General features: G+C 40.8%; 15 protein-coding genes and 2 pseudogenes. 4 read left to right on the plus strand and 13 right to left on the minus strand.

Annotation, left to right across the window (positions count from 1 at the left end; all coding sequences use genetic code 11):
* Nucleotides 1–115: 115 nt before the first annotated feature.
* From P4S61_RS08855 to P4S61_RS08910, 12 genes and pseudogenes are all read right to left on the minus strand, one after another.
* The gene (locus P4S61_RS08855) at nt 116–805 is read right to left on the minus strand and encodes a pirin family protein (protein WP_182757865.1); all 690 of its coding nucleotides are present in this window, start codon (nt 803–805) and stop codon (nt 116–118) included.
* A gap of 116 nt (nt 806–921) precedes the next feature.
* Complete coding sequence (locus tag P4S61_RS08860) at nt 922–1818, minus strand: LysR family transcriptional regulator (protein WP_337118153.1); 897 nt, start codon at nt 1816–1818, stop codon at nt 922–924.
* The gene (locus P4S61_RS08865) at nt 1811–3664 is read right to left on the minus strand and encodes a monovalent cation:proton antiporter-2 (CPA2) family protein (protein ID WP_145240191.1); all 1854 of its coding nucleotides are present in this window, start codon (nt 3662–3664) and stop codon (nt 1811–1813) included. Before P4S61_RS08865 ends, P4S61_RS08860 begins: the two co-directional genes overlap by 8 nt.
* Nucleotides 3665–3716: 52 nt before the next feature.
* Entirely contained in the window at nt 3717–4568 is an 852-nt protein-coding gene (locus P4S61_RS08870) for a pirin family protein (protein WP_145240193.1), read from the minus strand.
* Between the two features lie 446 nt (nt 4569–5014).
* Complete coding sequence (locus P4S61_RS08875; RefSeq protein WP_145240195.1) at nt 5015–5905, minus strand: DUF4097 family beta strand repeat-containing protein; 891 nt, start codon at nt 5903–5905, stop codon at nt 5015–5017.
* A 227-nt stretch (nt 5906–6132) separates the two neighbouring features.
* Complete coding sequence (locus P4S61_RS08880) at nt 6133–8409, minus strand: PKD domain-containing protein (protein ID WP_337118154.1); 2277 nt, start codon at nt 8407–8409, stop codon at nt 6133–6135.
* A gap of 431 nt (nt 8410–8840) precedes the next feature.
* The gene (locus tag P4S61_RS08885; protein WP_182717530.1) at nt 8841–9683 is read right to left on the minus strand and encodes a DUF4198 domain-containing protein; all 843 of its coding nucleotides are present in this window, start codon (nt 9681–9683) and stop codon (nt 8841–8843) included.
* 36 nt (nt 9684–9719) lie between these two features.
* A complete protein-coding gene (locus P4S61_RS08890) occupies nt 9720–10223 on the minus strand; it encodes a DUF2271 domain-containing protein (protein WP_337118155.1) in 504 nt (167 codons plus the stop codon).
* Nucleotides 10223–10854: pseudogene (locus P4S61_RS08895) on the minus strand (PepSY-associated TM helix domain-containing protein). Before P4S61_RS08895 ends, P4S61_RS08890 begins: the two are co-directional and overlap by 1 nt.
* Nucleotides 10855–10930: 76 nt before the next feature.
* Nucleotides 10931–11326 carry a YbaN family protein gene (locus tag P4S61_RS08900; RefSeq protein WP_182757870.1) on the minus strand — a complete coding sequence of 132 codons (396 nt, stop codon included), beginning with the start codon at nt 11324–11326 and terminating at the stop codon, nt 10931–10933.
* A 297-nt stretch (nt 11327–11623) separates the two neighbouring features.
* Nucleotides 11624–12921: pseudogene (locus tag P4S61_RS08905) on the minus strand (porin).
* Between the two features lie 118 nt (nt 12922–13039).
* Nucleotides 13040–13534 carry a MarR family winged helix-turn-helix transcriptional regulator gene (locus P4S61_RS08910; RefSeq protein WP_337118156.1) on the minus strand — a complete coding sequence of 165 codons (495 nt, stop codon included), beginning with the start codon at nt 13532–13534 and terminating at the stop codon, nt 13040–13042.
* 335 nt (nt 13535–13869) lie between these two features.
* Between P4S61_RS08910 and P4S61_RS08915 the strand changes: the two genes are divergently transcribed.
* The 4 genes from P4S61_RS08915 (at nt 13870) to P4S61_RS08930 (ending at nt 19874) form a co-directional block, all read left to right on the plus strand.
* On the plus strand, nt 13870–14721 hold the full coding sequence (locus tag P4S61_RS08915; protein ID WP_145240211.1) for a D-hexose-6-phosphate mutarotase: 852 nt from the start codon (nt 13870–13872) through the stop codon (nt 14719–14721).
* Nucleotides 14722–14788: 67 nt separating this feature from the next.
* Nucleotides 14789–15361, plus strand: a complete 573-nt coding sequence (locus P4S61_RS08920; protein WP_182757871.1) for a PH domain-containing protein — start codon at nt 14789–14791, stop codon at nt 15359–15361.
* Nucleotides 15354–16889 carry a PH domain-containing protein gene (locus P4S61_RS08925; protein WP_145240215.1) on the plus strand — a complete coding sequence of 512 codons (1536 nt, stop codon included), beginning with the start codon at nt 15354–15356 and terminating at the stop codon, nt 16887–16889. Before P4S61_RS08920 ends, P4S61_RS08925 begins: the two co-directional genes overlap by 8 nt.
* Nucleotides 16890–17033: 144 nt before the next feature.
* Nucleotides 17034–19874 carry a TolB family protein gene (locus tag P4S61_RS08930; protein ID WP_337118893.1) on the plus strand — a complete coding sequence of 947 codons (2841 nt, stop codon included), beginning with the start codon at nt 17034–17036 and terminating at the stop codon, nt 19872–19874.
* Nucleotides 19875–19908: 34 nt separating this feature from the next.
* Here P4S61_RS08930 and P4S61_RS08935 read toward each other — a convergent pair whose 3' ends face one another.
* On the minus strand, nt 19909–21054 hold the full coding sequence (locus tag P4S61_RS08935) for a tetratricopeptide repeat protein (RefSeq protein WP_337118157.1): 1146 nt from the start codon (nt 21052–21054) through the stop codon (nt 19909–19911).
* Between the last annotated feature and the right edge of the window lie 15 nt (nt 21055–21069).

The following is a 21069-nucleotide window of genomic DNA, read 5'->3' on the forward strand; positions in this document are numbered from 1 at the left end:
CACTCCAAGCGCTCCTGCAAAGCCTGATTTTGACACGCCGGTGAGCAATACGACAAATGCGATGATAGAGAGGGTTGTTACTGTCATTGGTTTTTTTACTTACTGATTATTTACTTTATGCTGGTAGATCAAACCACAGCGCTTCTAAGCTGCTGGTGGCTGTTAATGTTACCCGTTCATTGCGATTTAGTGCAAAGGCATCGCCGTTACTAAAATTTTGCTTGTTTGCGTCTATATGCCCGCAGATAATATGCAAATAACCTTTTCTATCCGCTGTTTGCAATGTATGCGATTGACCCTCATCAAGTTTTAAACGATAGATACTGGCATCTTGGTTGATGCTCACGCTGCCGTGTTCGCCATTTGGTGTAACAAGTGGTGTAAGCTGAGTTGTTTGCGGAATACTTTTTTGCTCATAGCTAGGGGCTATACCACGCAATTTGGGTTGTATCCAAATTTGTAAAAAGTGCGCTGTTGCTGAATTTGAAGCATTATATTCACTGTGCATAATACCACTACCGGCACTCATCCGTTGCACGTCACCAGCAGGAACAATGTATTCATTACCAGTGCTGTCTTGGTGTTTTAATGCGCCGGAAATGACATAGGAAATTATTTCCATATCTCGGTGTCCGTGAGTGCCAAAGCCTTGGCCTGCAAGTACTTTATCTTCGTTGATCACTCTAAGTACTGACACCCCCATGTGTTTTAGATCATGGTAATGGCCAAATGAAAAACTATGCTGACTTTGTAACCAACCAAGATCAACTTGGCCGCGCTCGCTGGCTTTGCGTATGTAGTGCATAACTTAACTCCTGATTAAACGCTAATTTGAATAGCAGCAGTATAAGTTTTATAAGGAAGATTAAAATCGCTTTTAAAAGGACTATTCGTTCTAATTAATAGAATGAAAGCCCTTGGTTAGCAATCAAGATCAGCCTGCATTACTTGATATCGTAACTCGCCAATGAATGTGCGCGCTGCCAGGCCAAGGCGATCACCGTCTTTAAATAGTAAATGTAGCATGGCACTGCGCTTACTATTGTGGCTAAGATTAAGGGGCTTGAGCCGATTTTGTGCTAACTGATTGGTAATCGCTGTGCTAGGTAGCCAAGCAAAGCCTAAGCCGTTGCTGATCATATCAATGGAAGTCCGCATATGGCTTACTGTCCAGCGCTGGTCGGCACCTAACCAGCCACCGTCTTGTTTATTGTGTAAGGCAGAATCGCGTACCACAATTTGTCGGTGCGATTTTAAATCTTCAAGGGTGATAGGTCGAGTGATGCTATGTAACGCATGATCTGGGTGCGCAACAGCAGTAAACTCGATATTGCACAACTCTTCACTAAACCCGGCTTTGCCAGTGAATCCCGATATTGCAATATCGGCACTGGTGTTCTCTAGTAATTCATTCGCGCCAGTCAGTACTGATTCGTATAATTCAATACGTAATAATGGATACATTGCCGAGGTATTGTTGAGTACTTTATAAAGCAGTGCTTGCGGAAAAACTTCATCAACAGCAATGCGTAATTTGCTTTCAATCCCCTCACTGAGAGTCTGCCCAATTGCTTCTATTTTGGCGGCTTCATCGAGTAGGTAATTAGCGCGGCGCATCATCATCTCACCAGCTTCGGTGATCACTGTTTTACGTCCTTCAATAGTAAATAACTTAACACCTAAAGCGGTCTCAATTTTACCAACAGCATTGTGAATACTTGATTGGCTTTTATAAATTTTTAGTGATGCTTGATTAAAACCGCCATGTTCAACCACAGCCCTAAACATACGCCATTGCTCTAAAGTTATTTTAAGCATCTTTATGGTTGTCCTCGCAGTCACCTTGGTCACAGGTATTGAGTGATTCTCTGGCACGTTTATCTTGATTGAGTACTTGTTTTAGATCTTCAGTACGTTGGCGTACCGCTACACCATAACTGTGATCATCGCCCCACAGTTTTGCTAATTGCAGTACTGAAGCACGATCGTGCTCTCTAAATAAGTGTCCTGCGCGCTGCGAGTCTTCCTTTGAATTTCCTAATAGTTCTAGGGTTTCAACGGCAAGGTTGATGGCGGAGTCAACGGTTTCTCGGTTAAACGCATCAACGTGCAAATTAAGTAATTGGTAAGCATGGCGACGATCTTTAGCGCGCGCCACAATCTTTAAGTGCGGAAAGTGTTTGCGGACAAGTTTAACTATTTCGAGAGTTTTGTCGGCATTATCAATAGCAATAACCAATAATTGTGCGGTATCAGCTCCAGCGGCTTCGAGTAGTTCTTTACGTGCTGCATCACCATAATGCACCGTATTACCAAAGCGGCGCAGCAGATCAATTTGGCTAGGACTGTGATCAAGGACACTAATATCATACCCTTGGGTGCTCAGTAAGCGCCCCATAATTTGTCCAAAACGGCCGTACCCAGCAATGATTACGTGTTTGGCTGGGCTTATCTGCTCTGGTTTATCAAACTCAGGTTTTGTTGTTGTGTTGCTACGTTTTTGTAATGTGTCGTAAAGCATTAATAGTAAAGGGGCTATTAACATTGAGATGGCCACGACTAAGGTGGTTAAGTTGCTTTGTTCTGGGGTTAAAATTTGCAATGTATTAGTCATCGTCAGGAGCACAAAAGCAAACTCACCACCTTGTGCTAGGGCTAAAGTGAATAACAGTTGCTGGGTATGATGAATTTTAAAAGTTCGTGCTAAGGCATACAAAACAGCGGCCTTTACAACAATTAAAGCTGCAACCAATGTAACCACTAAAGTAAATTGATTAAATAACAATGCAAAGTCGATAGAGGCACCGACAGCGACAAAAAACAATCCTAATAACAGTCCTTTAAAGGGTTCTATATCGGCCTCTAACTCATGACGAAATTCACTTTCTGCCAGTACCACACCAGCTAAAAAAGTCCCTAACGCTGGAGATAAGCCAACATTTTGCATAATCAGCGCAATCGCTACCACTAAAAATAACGCAAATACAGTGAATATTTCCCGCATTCTGGTTTCAGCAATGTACCTAAATAGCGGCGCAGAAATATACTTACCAGCTAAAATAATTGCCGCGATCACTGTTACTGAGGCGGTTACTTGCCCCCAAACTGGCCAATCGGCAGTTAGCGAATTATGCGTGCTGGTGGCATTTAACATTGGCTCAAACGCCAATAATGGTAGTAATGCTAAAATAGGAATAACGGCAATATCTTGAAATAGCAGTACCGAAAACGCATTTTGGCCGGCTTCATTTTTCAGCCAACCTTTTTCTTCCAGGCTTTGTAGCACAATTGCTGTTGAAGAAAGCGCGAGCATTAAACCAATTGCTAGTGCTGTTTGCCAATGCATGGCCATAAACCAATAACAAATTGCAAAAATTACCGCGGCTGTTAGGGTTACTTGCAAACCCCCAAGCCCTAAAATAGAGTGGCGTAACTTCCAAAGCCTTGCAGGTTGTAGTTCAAGGCCGACTAAAAACAGCATCATTACTACACCAAATTCAGCAAAATGCATAACAGACGTTTGATCGCCCACTAACCCCAGCAAATACGGGCCAATTAAAATACCTGCCAGCAAATAGCCGAGCACGGAGCCTAACCCAAGGCGTTTTGCGATAGGCACCGCAACAATGGCTGCGGCTAAATAAATTAATGCGATCTCTAACATAGTTGTCCTTTGCTAATACTGGCTAACTTATTATGCCTTAAAATACTGTTTACTATAGCGGAATAAATTCTTTATCGTCACCAGGGATTTTTGGGAAACGTTGAGTTTGCCAGTCTTGTTTTGCCTGCTCTAAGCGTTCTTTGCTATAAGCAACAAAGTTCCAATGCAAGTATGGGACTTTTTCAAATTTATCGCCACCGAGTAAAATAAAGCGTGCATCACTGGCAAAGTGAATATCAGTATCGAGGTTATCAAGTAGGATAAAATCACCTGCTTGATAATCCTGTTGACCCACGGTAACGCTTCCATAAATAACATATAACGCGGTTTCTTGCTGTGGGTTAGGCGACTTAATTTGACTATTGGCGCTGCCAACCACATCAATATAAAACATGGGGGAGTAGGTTTTAACTGGGGAGCTTAATCCGTAAGCTTCACCAACAATTAAGCGCATCATGATACCTTCATGAATTATGTGTGGTAGTTGCTGTTTTTTTATATGGGTGAATGAAGGCTCAATCTCAGTCATATTTTCTGGTAGCGCAATCCAGCATTGTAAGCCGTCAATATGATGCGGGTTAGCGCGCACTTCAAAGCTTTCTCGTTCTGAGTGAACAATGCCTTTACCTGCCGTCATCCAGTTCACATCGCCTGGGTGGATTTCTAAATTATTACCTAGCGAGTCGCGATGTAAAATGCTGCCGCGAAATAAATAAGTGAGTGTTGATAAGCCTATGTGCGGGTGAGGGCGAACATTGATCCCTTGGCCAACAGGAAAATCGTTTGGTCCCATGTGATCAAAAAAGATAAATGGTCCCACCATTTTTTTATCAAAATTAGGCAGTACGCGCTTTACGTTTAAGCCACCAATATCATGTTCAGTTGGGTTGAGTATTTTAGCCATGTTTTGCTCCTTAAAGGTGACCAAGCAGAGTCACGTTGATTCGATTAATTGAATACATAAGTTATAGCCCTAACAATAGATGATCACTTAATTTCGAGTGTCACTATTGATGCTTGATTAATAATATACTCAGGTTAAAAGAACGAAAATTAGTAAAAATAGGCATTAACATTCTTTTTTAAAGAATTTTAATGGTGTGTTGTATGGCACTAAAAGGAGCTTTATGCGTAGTAAACAGTGCTTACTATTACTTGTTGATGTTTTTAATGCAAAATACCGCAGGTAGGGAAACTAGCGACGACACATTTACGCTCATCAAGCATTGCGATAAGACGCTGAGGGTATTTGCGATTAGCAAAACATAGCAGTTGTTGTGATCACACGACCGACAACACAAAATTAGACAGTAAAAAACGGCCAATTACTTGGCCGTTTTACATCAAGAGTTAGTTAAGTTTTACTGGGCCGTTGATATTATCGATGCTCAAATCACCAGAGCCAGCGTCAATGATGGTGAGACCTTTACTGTCGTTAACACGAATACTGCCTGAGCCATCCTCAATGGTGACTAGGCCATTTACATGTTCAACATAAATATCACCCGATTCATCTTCAATGGTGATGTAACTGCCTAGAGTTTTGGCATTGATGCTGCCAGAGTTATCGTCAATATCTACGCTGCCAGTGATATTAGTAAGGGTTATATCACCCGAATCATCTTCAATAGTCATATTGCCAGCAACGTTACGTGCAGTAATACTGCCAGAGTCATCACTGATCTCTACATTACCAGTAATATTTTGCAGATCGATATCCCCTGAATCATCGTCAATTGTGACGTGATGACCTTGATCAATACGAATGCTCCCTGAGTCGTCATCTATAATGATATTACCTAGTACACCAGCAATATCTATATCGCCAGAGTCATCGTCAATCTCAAGGTTAAATGAGCTTGGCACAGTAATAACTAAATCAATACTGGGTGAATTACCTTGATATACCACTATTCCTGATGAACTATAATTTTTTGCTATAAGTACGGCTTTATCGCCTTTTTGTTCCAGAGTAAGTATGTAAGGGTCATCACTTTTTGCTGTATAAATAGTGGCATCTACGCTGATGTTAGTTGCTGTGGTTGAGCCGATCACTTTAAGTGAACCCGCCTCAGCATTAATACTTAGTTGCTGTAATTGTGACGCTGATATTGAGCGTTGCTGCTGTTGTTGTATATTGGCTGACGAGGTTGAAACATGCACAATACAGCCACTGAGAAACAATAGGCTAGTGGCAATAGGAAGGGCTTTGGCTAGCAAAGAAAGAGGTTTGTTGATCATTATTTATTTTCTCATTGTTAATTATATTTTACGATTTGCTAATTTATAGCAAAAACAAAGCCAAAATTTAATGATTTGTTTTTATTGGTTTTTATTTTTATTATCAGATAAGTATAGCGAATAAGTGGTCAAAAATACCAAATTTAGGGTTGTTCTTAATATTCTTTAGATTGGATCTGGAAGGTACGCTAAGCCACTTCAACACGCGTGAAGTGGCTTAGTTTTTTCTAATTATTACAAATGGTGATTATCGCTAAGTTTGGGGGCGACTGAGAGTAGTAAATAGCAGTACTTGAATAAGATGTATTGCGCACATTGTCTTCAACCACGGTTATTTCATATGTTGCAGTTACAGGGAGTGCAATATTTAGTGTGCTATCTAGATATGTGTTATTACTTTTTTGTAATATCAAAGGCTTGGTTTCATCATACTGAGCCTGAAAACTATTCGACGTTAAAATAGTATCGATCATTTTAAAGCGCAGATTTACGGTGTCGGGTCCAGTAAAATCAGGACAGACGAATACAGAGACTTCTACATCTTGAAAAACCGGTAGGCTTGTTTGATTAATATTAATGATAAAATCATTTTGTGTTATCGCTGCTGAACTATACTCGCTAGTTGCCAGTCTTTCATCTGCTGTAGAAATACTAACAGTTGCGCCCTGTTCAACACTAACTATTGCCTCAAAGAAGCCGCTGCTATTTGTAGTATGCTGCTTACCATTTATCATCAGTATAGCGTTATTGATACCAACTTTAGCTACGTTGGTAATTTGTCCTTTAACTATGCCTGTTAGTAAAGCGGAATCGGTAGCAGAGATCGCAAACTCCATTACAGCTGCATTGCCCTCAGCATCAGTAACAGTAACAGTGACATTATAGCTACCTATAATATCAGGGGTAAATTCAGCGACGCCATCTTTTATGTTTACCAGTGCTGCATTTGACTCATTAGGCTTGGTAAGCCCCCAAGTATAATTAAGATTGGTCTCTTCAGGGTCGTAACTTTGGCTAACATCAAATGTTACTATATTACCAACAAAAGCCTGACGTAATTGTTCGCCTTTAGAAATAATGACTGGCTTTGCATTGTCTCTAACTATGATAGTGATTGTTTGCGTATCGGAGTCTTTATTACCATCATTGGTACGTAACGAAATAACAAAACTTCCTGCACTTGATGCTTTAAAGTAAGGTTTAGCAACGTCTGTGTTAGAAAGCGTAGCACGTCCTAATGGCGATAAAATTTCCCACTGGTAGGTAAGCTCTTTGCCTTCAGGATCTGTGCTTTGTGAGCCATCAAGTTGAATTTCTTCATCGACTAAAATAGGTGCTACATCAGCAATAATCGCTGTTGGTTTTGCATTGGCTTGAGCGTGAAGAACGCTTGTTGCTTGCTCAGAATTAAGCTGTCCGTCTGATACGATTAATGTGATCACATAATCACCTTCAATATCAGCACTGATAGAAGGGGTTGCTGTCGTATCTTGGATTAGCTGCGCTATACTATTCTCAGGTCTGCTTTTTATCTGCCAAAGGTAGCTCAAGGGTTGCCCTTCAGGATCGTTGCATTGTTCGCATTGCAGAGTAATAGTTTCAGCTAAGTTAATGTTTCTCTCAGCTACAAGTTGTGCAATAGGAGCTTGATTTGCTATCTCTACAGTTAAAGTAACTGTGGCGGTATCAGTTTCACCATATTGATCTTTAACTGTTAGTGAGAGCGTGTACTCACCGAGGTCTAAAGAAGAGAAGCCTGCGGTATTGCTTAAGTTATCAGTGAGTGTCGGGTTGCTATCGGCAGGTTGTGCGGTAATAGTCCACAGATAACTTAGTGTATCACCTTGATCAGGGTCACTGCTTTGCTTGCCATCTAATGTGACTATGCTGCGAGGAGCGACGGTTTTATTTTGTACTTTAATAACCGCTTGAGGAGCTGAATTTTCGTATAAAGACTCACTTTTTATCATTACCTCGTTGCTTGCTGTTTCGCCCAGTGAATTAGTAATGGTTAGCTTTATTGCGTAAGCACCTGTTTTATCTGCAATGAATTTGCTGGTAACGCTATTATTATTTTCTATGATTGCATTGCTGGTAAGAGGCTTTGCCGTAAACTGCCATAAGTATTTATTTATTACACCGTTAGATGTGCTACTTAGCGCACCATTTAATGCAACCACATCACCTTGTTTTACTGTTTGAGTAAGTCCTGCATGAGCAATTAATTGCGTTGGCTCGGCTTTAATTTCAATTAATTTTTCAACTGGGGCGCTCGAAAGTTTGCCATCGCTCACAACTAGAATTAGTTTATAACTCTTTGCTTCAGCAAGTGATACTTCAACTTTACTTTCATTATCAACAGCAAGAGCGAGCTCATTTTGTCCGTCTGCAGTGGTTAAGCGCCATTTATAAACTAATGAATCGCCGTCGGGATCGCTACTTTTTGTACCGCTAAATGTTAGCGCGGTATTTACCCGCATTTCACCGGTTGGTGCACTGATCATGGCAACGGGTTTATTGTTAGTGACTTTATTGGTTGGTTTTTTTCTGAGTCACCACCTCCTGAGCCACAGGCTGTGAGAGTTAGGATCAAAGCTAGCTGGATTAAAAAACTCCATTTCATATTACTTTCCTTGTTGTTGGTTTTGTTGTGTTTAGTGGTACTGTAAAGCTAAGCCTGTAGTGCTTGCTATTAAATTTAAATGAGGATTATTTCTGGTTTGAATTAGGTTGGTATAAAGTCCATTTTTCATAATATTTATTTCCGTTAAATATTTTATAGTTATGTTAATTGTTTATAATATGAACCCAAAAGAGGGAAAATAAAAGAATTAAATTCAAATTTTAGAAAAATTTTGGCGCTAAGTTGTTTATGTGTTTATTTAGAGTTGTAGGCCAAGCTAAGTTACTTGGCCTTTATTTTTAATGAGGGGTTTTATTCAGGTGCTACATCTAATGTAGTAAATAATGAATAACGTACGCTATCGATACCTTTTTCAGTTGAACCTTCGCTCACACTTGCTTCAATCAGGTATAGTCCAGGGTGTTGCCATGTGTTAGTGAAAAAGCCGTTTTTATCTGTGGTTACTTTAACTTCGCCACGTTCGTTACGATAACGTGTATCACCTTTTAAGATGGCAAGTTCTATGTTGGCAGCAGGTTTACCGTCTTTTAATAACTGAAAACGTGCCTCTTCACCAACAAATAAATCATTAGGATGAGTCGGGCCGCTGATCTCTAAGCCTTGACCAAGTAGCGCAGGTTTTGAGGTGCCGTTGCGGCTTACAAATGTATCTACCGTTGCAATCGATTTTGTGGTTTTAATATCGGTTGCATCAGCTGGGATATCTTTACTGTCTTTAGGGCCAAATACACGGCCACGTTCGCCTTTGGCATCTTTATAAAAAGTCATTAGTCGTGGTTCTTGGCTCATCGTTATATGATAAGTACCTTCCCCAGCTAGTTTTACCGCCGCTGAATTTTTACGTTGCAGATAATATGCACGAATTTTATCGCTAACTGGTTTGCCATCAGGGCCGATTGCCATAATCAGATTATCATCATATTCCGCGCCTTTTTGTGCTGGACGATATGCTTTATCTGGTGCGAAAATTTCATTCGAAATACTGGCATCGATCATCACATAATGTGCTTTGTCGCCTGAAAGAGATGTGTGCGAAGGCACTAACCAGCGAGCATGTGCATTGGCATAGCTAGATGCTAGGGCAGTGAAAGTAAGTGCGCCGATAAATGCGCTTTTAAGTAAATTGATTTTCATAGTCTTTCCTTATTTAAATTGTTTTAGCAGCTACATTTACTGACTTTTAATGGTGACGAAGCTTTGTGAAAATTCATTGGTGCCATCGATGGTGATCTTGCCGTCTTTATTTAGATCAAGTTCTACACGGGTGTAATCACGGCCACCTTCTTCGCGAACGACTTCTAAATTAAGTAAATACTTGCCTGCAACTACGGCTTTGCCATCTAGATCTGTGCCATTCCAGTTAATGGTGTAAGTACCTGGGCGCTTTGTTGCACCTGTTACACCATCAAAGTTAGCGTCACTTTTTCCGGCTTTACGCCACCACTGGCGTAAGTCTTTAAACCATTCTGCTTTTTCAACCCATAAGGCAACCGTGGTTACATGCTTACGCTCTGGGGTTTCTAGCCAAACCGCGACATAAGGTCGATGGTAAGGTTGTACGTCTAGATCAGGTAGGGTTAGTTCTATTTCAAGTTCAGCGGCATTCGCATGAGGTTGAAACAAAGCTGCTGTAAATAAAACAACAGCGCTTATTAAGGTATTAAGTTTTAGCATTAAGACACTCCTTTTAGTTGCGGAACCCAGCATAAATAAATGACTGCTGGTGTTGCGACCCCAAGCACTGTTAGCCATATTCCTACTAAGCGTTTTTTTCTATTTTGAAATAAAATAATCATCCCGGTGATAGCAAAAAAATCATTAACACGGCTGATATATCAATCACCCAGCTCCATGCTTCGCCGCTATGACGGCCTTTATGTAAATCGCCAATTAAGCTTAAAAAGCCGCCAGTTTGATATTCGAGATTCAGTTCGCCACTGATGAAATTAAGTTCTGCGAAGGCAAAACCTGCAGGCAGTGGGTAGTCGAGCATCACGAGTGCATCTTCTTTTTCCCAGTCGATACTTTTTACTTTAGTTAAGCCATATTGGTTGGCTAAGTAAGCTTCTATTTCAGGGTATAAAATGGGTAAGGTTGCTAGGTTTTCTTGGCCCTGCTCAAGTAATGCACTTGGGAGTGATGTGGTTAGTTGCCCATCACTTTTATCGCCTTCTAGCCAATCAACATGATTAAGTACAATCCCACTGACAGAAAATAAAATAAGCAAAAACAGCAGTGCTGTTGATAGATAAATATGCAACGCACGACTGGTACTATATAAAGTTCGTTTATTTATTAACGGCATAAATAATTTAGTAGTTAAGCAATGTTATCTACATGGTAATGATTTGCATTAGTTATCACAACATTATTTACGAAATTTACATTGGTAGGTATTTTGAAGGGCGAGAGAGTAAATAAACCATAACCGCTATTTCGATGCAGGCTACCAGCAGTAAAACCCACCACGGCGGTGCACAAAGCAGCAATACAATAAAGCCAAGTGACATACCAATACCCGCAAACCACTTCGCCTTTACGGGTACTACTTTGTACTTTTGCCAATGGCGTAAGGTTACGCCATAACGAGGATGATTGAGTAACCAAGCAGCGAGTTTTGGGGACGAGCGAGTAAAGCACGCTAATGCCAAAATGAAAAAAATAGTGGTGGGCATCACAGGTAAAACAATACCTATAATTCCCAGCCCAACCAAGGCTAGTCCTAATAGTTGATAGCCAATACTTTTATAAGTGGCTAAAATTACTTTTAAATTCATGAATAGACTTGTGCCTGATAAAGTTGAAAACGGCTAAATGCTTGGCAAGCAACGTTAAACAATATGCTGCTAGTTTACTCAGCATTGTCAGTTAATTGTACTCGATGACGTTATACTCTGCCACGTTCAGCGCCTCAGCTTGCGATTCAACCTGATGCCGCTGTTCTTTTTATATCCTATTATGAGTTGATGGGAATGTAATTGCTTGCAGTCATTGCTTACAGCGTTATGAAGGATGAGTTTATGAGGGGGTAACCTCTTAAGACTAACCCCCTAATTACAGGCTGACTTTAAAGATTAAAAGTAATAGCCAATATTAATATTAAAGCGACGCTCGGTTTCATTACTATCACCGGCAACAGAGCCACCTACAAATGCTTGATTGCGGGCATGAACTAAATCAAAGTAAGTGAACAAGCCGCCAGCCGCGACGGATACCCCGGTAACATTCATCCAAGTATCGGCAGTGTCATCAGACTTGTTATAGATCGCGCTGTAATCATTATAAAATTGCAGGTTGCTTACTGGACCCCATTCAACCGGTACGCTGTAAGCGACATTAAAGCTACTGGTGGTTGCATCGGTCGCAATAGAGTCATAAAACCCATATGCGCCAACCGCGATACGATTAGTGTCATCGATATTGTAGTCATATTCGCCATGCTGTAGCTGAATATTCCAATTATTGATAACGCTGTTTACATGCAGTGCCCATGCGTTGTAACTTCCTGCGCGGTCTTGGCCGTCATGTAAGCCACCGGCTAAGCCTGATATTCCGACTTCTGTGGTCATGCCTTTGCCGTGTTCAAAGTAATAGGCGTAGCGGCCGGCAAAGGTATTATACTCACCAAGCCCTTTGCTCGGTTCGGCATAAATACCCTCGTCGACGGTGCGACTACCAACAATATCGTACGAATAGCGATGGCTGCGATCTTCAACATAACCATCGACACCACCGAGTTCGTCATTTTTGAAAAAACCTAAATCGAGCTGCCAGTTATCAGCTACTTTACGTTTAAACATCACGCCTAAATCATGATCGTCTTCTAAACCAACGTAGTAGTTTGCACTAAAGAAATAGTTATGGGAGTTATAAGGATCATTACCAAACGGCACTTTTGTGATACCTACTTGCACTTGCCAGTCGTCAGTAAATTGATAGCCTGCCCATGCTGATTTTATTGCGGTCATGTAATCAAAAAGCGGATCTCTCCGCCGATCAGCACTCCACCAATATCGCCAGAAACATTTAAACGGAAAATATCAAAATCAAAATCGCCACCACGGTTTTTATTGCCGTCATCATATGAAGTGTGACTGTAGTTAGTACGAATTGCACCACCAAATTTAACTCCGGATAGGGCTGTTTCGGTATTATCTTGAGTTTGCTTTGCGATGGTCTTGGTCTGTTCTTCAAGCTGTTGATTAACTTTAGCTTGTTTTGCTTTTTCAGCCGCAAGCTGCTGTTGCAGTTGCTGCATCTGTTGTTGGAGTTGAGAAAGTTGAGCTTGCATAGCATCAATGTCTGAAGCATATGAGGCGCTGCTTGTTGCGCCTAGCATAGTCGCGAAAGCTAACTTTGATAGTTTAAGCATGATAAATCGCTATTCTTGATATAGGTCTGTATAGAATAGACTAATTGTACCTTTAACCCAAGTTAACTAACCATGTGTTCTAGGGTAATCATTTGTTTAATATGATTTTATAAACTATTTATTCGGTGGGTTTGCCTTCAGCGGCGCGGGTCAGCACACCAACTTCTAATAAAGGAGCTGCATCTATACTTTGAGCATCCATCATAGTAGCAATACGCTGCATTGATGATAGTAGCTGGCTTTGTTCCCACTCGTCTAAGGCTGAGAACTTTTCAATAAAGTGTTCTTGTAACGGTTGTGGTGCTGCTTGCAGAATCGTTTGACCATTTGCAGTGAGGTAAAGACTCACTCGACGTTTGTCTAATTGGCTGCGAACACGCATCACTAAATCGCGGTTTTCTAAGCGATCCAAGATATTAGTTACAGTTGCAGGACTCAGGTTTACATTTTGGGCAATGCGACTGGCTGTAATACCATCAGTTTGTGCTACTTCAGTCATAATTAATAGCTGCGGACCGGTAAGGCCGGAGATTTTATTTAACTGCTTAGAATGGAGGTCGATCGCGCGGATCACTTTACGTAAAGAAACCAATAATTCGTCATATTTTTTCATTTTTATCTCATTCGCAGATGGTTTACGGTCAAGGCGCTCGCGCAATCAATAAATATTACACATCTAATAAATAGAGTTCAAATAGATAAGGTCGATTTATACTGTATTATTGGCTTTACACAGAACTGTGGCTGTTTTTTATTTGTTTTGAGTTGAAATTAAATTTAGTTCATTTGCATATTATTTAATTAAACGTTTTTGGTGCTGAGCTTACCTATAAGTCATGACAGAGTGAAAAATTGTAAATTTGACATAAAAACTCACTAAATAATATTTACTAATTGGTTGGGGATTGGGTAAGGTGAGATAGGTTTTTCATTTTTATGGGACGTATAATGAAGTTATCTCCATCTGTAAGCATCGAACAAACTGACACTGGTTTAGAATATATCAATGTTGCAAGCGAGCTTTGTAGCGCTAAAATTTTTCTACAAGGTGCACAACTCACTGAATTCACGCCAAGTGGCAAAAAGCCATTAATTTGGGTATCAAGCGAAGAAGATTACCAAGAAGGTAAAAGTATACGTGGTGGCATTCCTATTTGTTGGCCATGGTTTGGTGTCAATCCAAATCCTGAGTGGCCAATTCACGGTGTAGCACGTACGAGCTTATGGCGAGCAGATGAAGTTGCAGAGCAAGACGATGAAATTCGAGTTAGCTTAACCTTGCCAATGGCACAAGTTGATGAAACCTACTGGCCACACAAATCAAAGCTAAAGGTTGAATTTATACTAACTAATCAGCTTGAAGTGCGTTTAACAACCACTAATTTAAGTAACCAAACGATTACTTTCACGCAAGCGCTGCACACTTATTTTCCAACCCCTGCTATTGAAGAAACTCAAGTGGATGGGCTGCAAGGTTCCAAATATATTGAGTTTAGCGAAGGCCCGTTTGATCAAGATGGACTGGTTGGTTTTGCTCGTGAAACAGATATGGTTTATACCCAAGCCGCAACTATCCAGCGTATTATTACTCCGGATGGAATTATTGAAGTCGGCCGTGAAAACTCCAGCTCTTGTGTGCTGTGGAACCCGTGGATTGATAAGTCTAAGCGTTTATCTAATTTTGCTGATGATGAATACCATACAATGTTGTGCCTTGAAGCGGCAAATGTAATGGATGATAGTGCGATTGTAGCGCCAGGCGAAAGTCATACCTTAGCGACGACCATTCGCTGGGTGTAATATAGGGCCGCAACTTTGCTATAAATCAAAGCCAACGTATCAAATCGTTGGCTTGTTAAGGAAAAAAGTGTTCGAAAACCACCAACTGGACGTCTTACCCCAACATCAACAAATAGTATATAAGCCACTGGCAGATAAAGCGTTGCTGCACGCTCAGCTTAACTGGCTGCTGTTTTATCTACCATTAACTGCAATATTAGGCGCTGTTTGCTTTTTTAATCAGGAGTTTGCAGCACTGGCACAAACGAGCTTACTGATTGGTTTACCAATTATTTTAGTTTTATCGCTAGCTTATAATGTTGTCAGTATGCGACTTAAAGGAATTGCTATGCGTGAGCATGATATAGCTTATCGCAAAGGCGTTATTTGGCAGCAGGTGACGATTTTACCTTTCTCACGAGTGCAGCACACAGAAATACATCGTGGCCCTTTGGAGCGAAAACTGGGCTTGGCTAGCTTGCGTTTGTACAGTGCTGGCGGAATGAGCGCCGATCTCAACATTAGTGGCTTAAGTCATGATGATTGTAAAAATATCCGTCAGTATATTCAAAAGTACACTGAAGCAAGACAAGTATCTAACAATACCAGCAATCAAGCCGGTGATAGTGTATTAGCTACTGATGAGTCGTTAAATGGATAATTTGAAATGGCAGCGTGTTTCGTCTTGGTCACTGGTTTATTTTATCGTGCATTTTGCTTTCCGATTTGTCAAAGACGGTGTATTTAACTTACTACCTATTATGGTTGTGTTTGTTACGCAAGTTGAAAATAAGTGGTTTTGGGGGCAAGTTGCATTAGCGGTAGCGATTATTAGCTTGTTAATTTATTCATTTTTTTACTATATTAATTTTCGCTTTTGCATTACTGATGAGCATGAAATATTACTCAATAAAGGGGTGTTTAAAAAAGAGCGTTTAACCTTGAACTTTTTGCGAGTGCAGAATGTTAATATTGCCGAACCGTTTTATTTTAAGCCTCTGGGTTTGGTTAACTGTATTTTTGATGCCGCTGGCAGCACTAGCCAAGAGGCTGTATTACCTGGGGTTACATCGCTATATGCAGAGCAAATGCGCGAGCGAGTATTGGCTTATAAAGAAACCCAACAACAAACTGCAGCTAAGCAGCAACCTGAAGATACACATACCAACGAACCACAACAATGTTTGGTGCTGAGCAATAAAGAAGTTGCAAAATTTGGCTTGATGTCGAATATGGCTATTTTGGCATTAGCAGCGCTTGCGCCTTTTATGAATGTTGTGCTGGAGTTTTTAGAAAAAGCGGTGATCAATCGCCTAGAATCATTCTATCAGCAAGAAGTGGGCGTGTTGGTTGATGCTGCAGCACTCGCTGTGTTTTCAATACTTGTGCTTGTTGTGTTGGTTGCCGTTTTATTATCGGTATTAATGTCATTAATCCGCTTTTATAATTTTCAGCTTTACTTTCAGGCCGGAAAATTTAAACGCATTGCAGGATTATTAGAGCGTCATCAGTTGTCGGTGAGTCTTGATAAAGTACAATCGCTGCTGATTAAGCAAAACCTAATTGCACGACTACTTAAACGTTATACCGTGCAGTGCTTGCAAGCAACCAGCGGCGGCTTTAGCGCGGGCGCAAAGAGCAAACAAAGCTTAGTGATGCCAGTGCTTTCACTTGAGCAAGTAAAACAAGTTTGTCAGTGGGTACATCCTTGGCTTAATTTAACCAGTGATGATTTTAAAGCACTCAACTTTAAAGGTGTCGAAAAAGCGTTACTGATCAAAAATCTATGCTTTTATGCTTTGTTACCGAGCGCTTTAATTGCATTTATGGGCTATGCAGGACAAGGTTACAGCCCGTTATATGGCCTGCTTTGTGCTGTATTACTAAGTTCCTTGGCGTACTTATCATATCGACGATACGGTTATTATTTTTATCAATATCAAGGGCGATATTACGCAGTGTTTCGCAGTGGCATGATAAGTGTGCATTATCGAGTGTTTGAACTATATAAAGTGCAAAGCACGCGCGCAGTAAGCACTTATTTTATGCGAAAAAGTGGTTTGAAGAGCTTGTCTATACAACTCGCTGCGGGCACAGCGACTATGCCTTATATCAAAGCAGAGCAAGCCGATGAAATTATCGACTTTATTCTCTGCCAAGCTGAATCTGATCAACGAAGTTGGATGTAATTCACCGCTTTCAAGTCTTAGGATGGTATTTTATTAGGTTATAAAGCGTAATAGCGGTAACTCACGTTTTCTTACATTTTTATGCTCTCTTTTTAGACTAAGTTATGACAATAATGGGTTTAAAATAAGAGATCAGGGAACATGATGAAAAAAACGTTACTCGCTACTTCGTTATTATTAGCCACACATACACAGGCCGCCGTGCAATGGCAAACTATTCATACCGAACACTTTAATGTTCATTACAGTCAAGAAAATGCAGATTGGGCACGCTCTGCGGCCAATGAATTAGAAATCGTCCGCAGCAAAGTGCTTGAGCAACAAAACCGTGCTTTAGATGAAGCGGTTGATGTGGTGGTGTTTGATCCACTCAATGCCGCTAATGGTTTTGCATTACCGGTTTCAAATAAGCCATTGATGGCGCTTTTTACTACACCACCGCAGTCAGATACAGTGATCTCAAATAATAGTGGTTGGCAGCAATTACTGGTACTGCACGAATATATTCATCTAGTGCATTTAGCACAACCTACCCGCAGTAAATGGCGTCAAGAGCTCAGGAATATTTGGGATTTATACGATATAAAACACAGCGAGATGCCTCGCTGGGTGGCAGAGGGTTACGCAACATTACTTGAATCGAAAATGACGGGGCGTGGTCGGTTATTTGATAACTACAGCGAGGCGATTTTAATCGAATTTGCTCAGCAAGGTGCATTGCCCCGCTATGATCAGTTGAATAGTACAGATGGTGGCTTTATGGCTGGCTCTATGGCGTATTTAATGGGCGCCCGATTTTTAGCTTGGCTAGAGAAAAACTATTCAGAGCAAACCCTTGATGCTGTTTGGACGCGTATGCAAGGGGTTAAGCAACGCGAATTTGATGACGCATTCGAAGGGGTCTTTGGTGACTCCGCGAGTAGGTTGTATCGACGTTTTATTGCTGAGTATACCTATCAAGCAATGAGTAAAGAAAGAAGTGAACAGTCACTTACTAGTGAGCTTTGGTTGGCGTTAGATCACTATGCTAGTGGTCCTGCTTTATCACCAAATAGCGAGCAACTTGCAGTGGTGGAGCGTGATCAAGACGGCAAGACTCAGTTAAAACTCTACAGTACTGAGGATAACCTCAAAGTTGCAGAAGAGTTTAACCAAGAGCAACAAGAGCTACTCGCTGATGATCCTAAAGATGTTGCTGATAAACCACCCAAGGTGTTTCAACGTAAGCAAAAGCAAGTCTTGAATCAAATCAACCGTGCGGGTATTCAAAACCCACAATGGCTAAATGACGACGTGTTGTATTTTTCAGCCTACAGCAACGTAGATAATATTGATAATCAGCGTATATCAGATATATTTAGCTGGGATACGCAAACCGGTGAAGTTACCAAACTAACTGATTTAGCTGCCCTGCGGCGCTTTAGTATTGCAGATAATGGGCAAACACTTTATGGAGAACAGGTTAAAGGAGGTTACTCAGAGTTAGTGCGAGTTGATTTACAAACCGGTCAAGCTGAACCATTATTCGAAAAAAGTCTAGCAACGGTTTACGATTATCCTGTAGTTAGCCCCGATCAACAGCAACTCGCCTTTCTTAAAACTGAGTTTAATCATAATTGGCAATTGTATATACAAGATATTGATGGACAAAAATCAATTGCTGTACCAATGCCTAAGGGATATCAATACTTATCACAACCAAGTTGGAGTGCGGATGGCAAGCAGCTTTATTTTGTTGCAGGATTGGCTCAGGCAACGGATATCTATCGTTATGATTTAACTACACAACGTTTGTTCAAGCTGACTCAAGGTCAACAAGCGGTTGCTAATCCACTCGCATTGTCTGACGGGGATTTACTGTATTTTTCAATCAGTAGTGATGGCCCTGACATTATGCAGCTACAGGTAAATAATAACGAAGAAGAAATCACCGATTTTGCAACTAACAGTATTGCGCCTTTGTTGCTTGTGAATGAGCACACCTTGCCAAAAGCTCAAGTATATCAACAACCCATTGGTGAGCAAACGCACTACGATATTTGGCAGCAAAAAGCCACTTTTGCGTTAGGTGAACAATATCATTCAGCCTCTGCGGCATTATTTTCAGCGAGTATTAAAGGCAGCGATTTACTCAAGCAATTAGATTGGCAGCTGGGCTACAGTGTTGATTTACATGACACTGCACTGCAAGGCATTTATGCCCAAGCACGTTACAGTGCGCTTGCAATCAAGTTTGACAGCCAGTTATTTTCTTATGATTTGAATGCTAGCAAGCAATATCAGCATGGCCTGTTGGCTGATCAGTCAGTGCAAGGCGGCTATATTGCTGCCAGCTTGCCACTGAGCTTTGGAGAGTTTAAAGTACAGCCAGAACTGGCTTATAACTACTCAGAGATAGATGATGCAAATATCAAGCAAGAGCAGAGTTCACAGTGGCTTAGAGTCGGCTTGAAGCAATCTTGGAGCTATGACAGACAAGATTATGCCATTGGCCAAGCGATTGATGCGCGTTGGTATAGTGGCGATAGCGACACGCAGAATTGGCAGGGCTATGATGTTGCTGCGCAGCTATTTGGTAAAGCGCTGGCAATCCCTATGTATGCTAATTATAGCCAGCAATATAGAGATGATAGTGAGTTGCGATTAGGTGGTTTTAGCTCTTCGTTGTTATCAAAAAATATTCGCAGTGACTTTGTTTTTGCACCTGAACTGCCCTTTTACAGCGCTATTGGCAAACGCTATCAAGGTTATGGTGGAGGTATTAGCTGGGCAGAAGGCATGCCATGGTTGTACTATCAACAGCATCAGATTGACCAACAGGTATACGGGCAAAGCTATGGTGTGAAATGGCAAGGCCCCTTTAGTTTTGGCTTAGGCCCTGCAGGCCTCAATGATGTGAAGCTTGATTTTGGCCTAGTCAGAGTAGAAGGCGACAGCTTTGATGATGAGCTTAGAGGCTGGCTCGGGTTTTATTATTCGTTGTAAACGCTTACGCCTTGAGTCTTTTCACTCAAGGCGGTTATTGGTGACTTCTTATAGCGGCAAGCTTTGCCGCATAAATACTACGTTGTTGATGATCTCTTTCGAGATCCATAGCTTGTTTGAGTAATTTATGAGCGTCATTTAAATTACCTTGCTGATAACGGATTTTTGCAAGAGCTACATAGGGATCAGCCAAATAAGGTGCCTTGTTTATTGCTTCATCTATGTGTTTTTTAGCGCTCATTAAGCGCCCACTCAATGCTTCTGTTTCACCAAGAGCAATTAATTCATAAGGATCTTTTTCTTGAGCACCTAACAATGAATTAATTTGTTCAACTAACATTTCATTGCCAATATCTTCTGCGAGTACTTTGTAATTGCTTAGTAAGTTTAAACTTTGTAATTGCTGATCAAGCGCTGTTTGGTAAATTAATTGACTGGTTGTTTTATCGTTAATTCGACGATGTAATATAGCCGCAAGATTGAATAACTCAGCATCATTTGGTGCGTACTGATTAGCCTTAATTAACAAGCTATACACTTGATTATAATCATTTTCCAGTAAAGCATCAGCCGCTAAATTACTATAATATTTGGCAATGAGATCCTCATAACTAGCACTGCCAACATAAAAACTTCCTCGCGAAGGAAAATAGTCAATAAGTACTCCTGGTCGAATAAAAGTAATTTGATCTTCATCTTCAGTGAAAGGGCTATATAACTTAGTACGAAAATGGTTAGCAATAAATACCAGATTGCCTTCTTTGGCGTAAACAGGCTGGCTTGTCATTTCTTGAAAACCAGTTTCCAGATCAATTAAGTTTGCATAGGCTTGGGTTAATATTGCCAGACTTATACAGTTACCATGAGATAACTCGAGGGTTTGCTCTGCTGTGAGGGTATCGCCATGATAGCTAAAATTACTAAAGCTGCGTTCAATGTAGTTATAAAGAATAATATCGTCAGTTAAACCGTCTTGGCGTTGATTCTCGACATAAGATAGAAAGATCTTAGCTTCATCGTTGGGCAGTTGAAAAATAACTTGTTCTGAAGGGACTTGCTGTAACTCAAAGAGAGTGTGATTTAGTAAACTAGTTAGTGTTGGCGCAACCGTACTCTGCTGTTCTGTGCTTTTACAAGCTGTTAATAAACATATTAATAATAAAGAAAAGTAAAGTTTCATAGTCACCTCAGCGTT

The sequence above is a fragment of the Pseudoalteromonas sp. B160 genome, from assembly GCF_037162485.1.
GTDB classification, from domain to species: Bacteria; Pseudomonadota; Gammaproteobacteria; order Enterobacterales; family Alteromonadaceae; genus Pseudoalteromonas; species Pseudoalteromonas rhizosphaerae.

Bases quoted from the DNA above. Each gene is read 5' to 3' on its own strand.
- P4S61_RS08855 (WP_182757865.1), bottom strand. From the start codon at position 805: ATGCACTACATACGCAAAGCCAGCGAGCGCGGCCAAGTTGATCTTGGT.
- P4S61_RS08860 (WP_337118153.1), bottom strand. From the start codon at position 1,818: ATGCTTAAAATAACTTTAGAGCAATGGCGTATGTTTAGGGCTGTGGTT.
- P4S61_RS08865 (WP_145240191.1), bottom strand. From the start codon at position 3,664: ATGTTAGAGATCGCATTAATTTATTTAGCCGCAGCCATTGTTGCGGTG.
- P4S61_RS08870 (WP_145240193.1), bottom strand. From the start codon at position 4,568: ATGGCTAAAATACTCAACCCAACTGAACATGATATTGGTGGCTTAAAC.
- P4S61_RS08875 (WP_145240195.1), bottom strand. From the start codon at position 5,905: ATGATCAACAAACCTCTTTCTTTGCTAGCCAAAGCCCTTCCTATTGCC.
- P4S61_RS08880 (WP_337118154.1), bottom strand. From the start codon at position 8,409: ATGATCAGTGCACCAACCGGTGAAATGCGGGTAAATACCGCGCTAACA.
- P4S61_RS08885 (WP_182717530.1), bottom strand. From the start codon at position 9,683: ATGAAAATCAATTTACTTAAAAGCGCATTTATCGGCGCACTTACTTTC.
- P4S61_RS08890 (WP_337118155.1), bottom strand. From the start codon at position 10,223: ATGCTAAAACTTAATACCTTAATAAGCGCTGTTGTTTTATTTACAGCA.
- P4S61_RS08900 (WP_182757870.1), bottom strand. From the start codon at position 11,326: ATGAATTTAAAAGTAATTTTAGCCACTTATAAAAGTATTGGCTATCAA.
- P4S61_RS08910 (WP_337118156.1), bottom strand. From the start codon at position 13,534: ATGAAAAAATATGACGAATTATTGGTTTCTTTACGTAAAGTGATCCGC.
- P4S61_RS08915 (WP_145240211.1), top strand. From the start codon at position 13,870: ATGAAGTTATCTCCATCTGTAAGCATCGAACAAACTGACACTGGTTTA.
- P4S61_RS08925 (WP_145240215.1), top strand. From the start codon at position 15,354: ATGGATAATTTGAAATGGCAGCGTGTTTCGTCTTGGTCACTGGTTTAT.
- P4S61_RS08930 (WP_337118893.1), top strand. From the start codon at position 17,034: ATGAAAAAAACGTTACTCGCTACTTCGTTATTATTAGCCACACATACA.
- P4S61_RS08935 (WP_337118157.1), bottom strand. From the start codon at position 21,054: ATGAAACTTTACTTTTCTTTATTATTAATATGTTTATTAACAGCTTGT.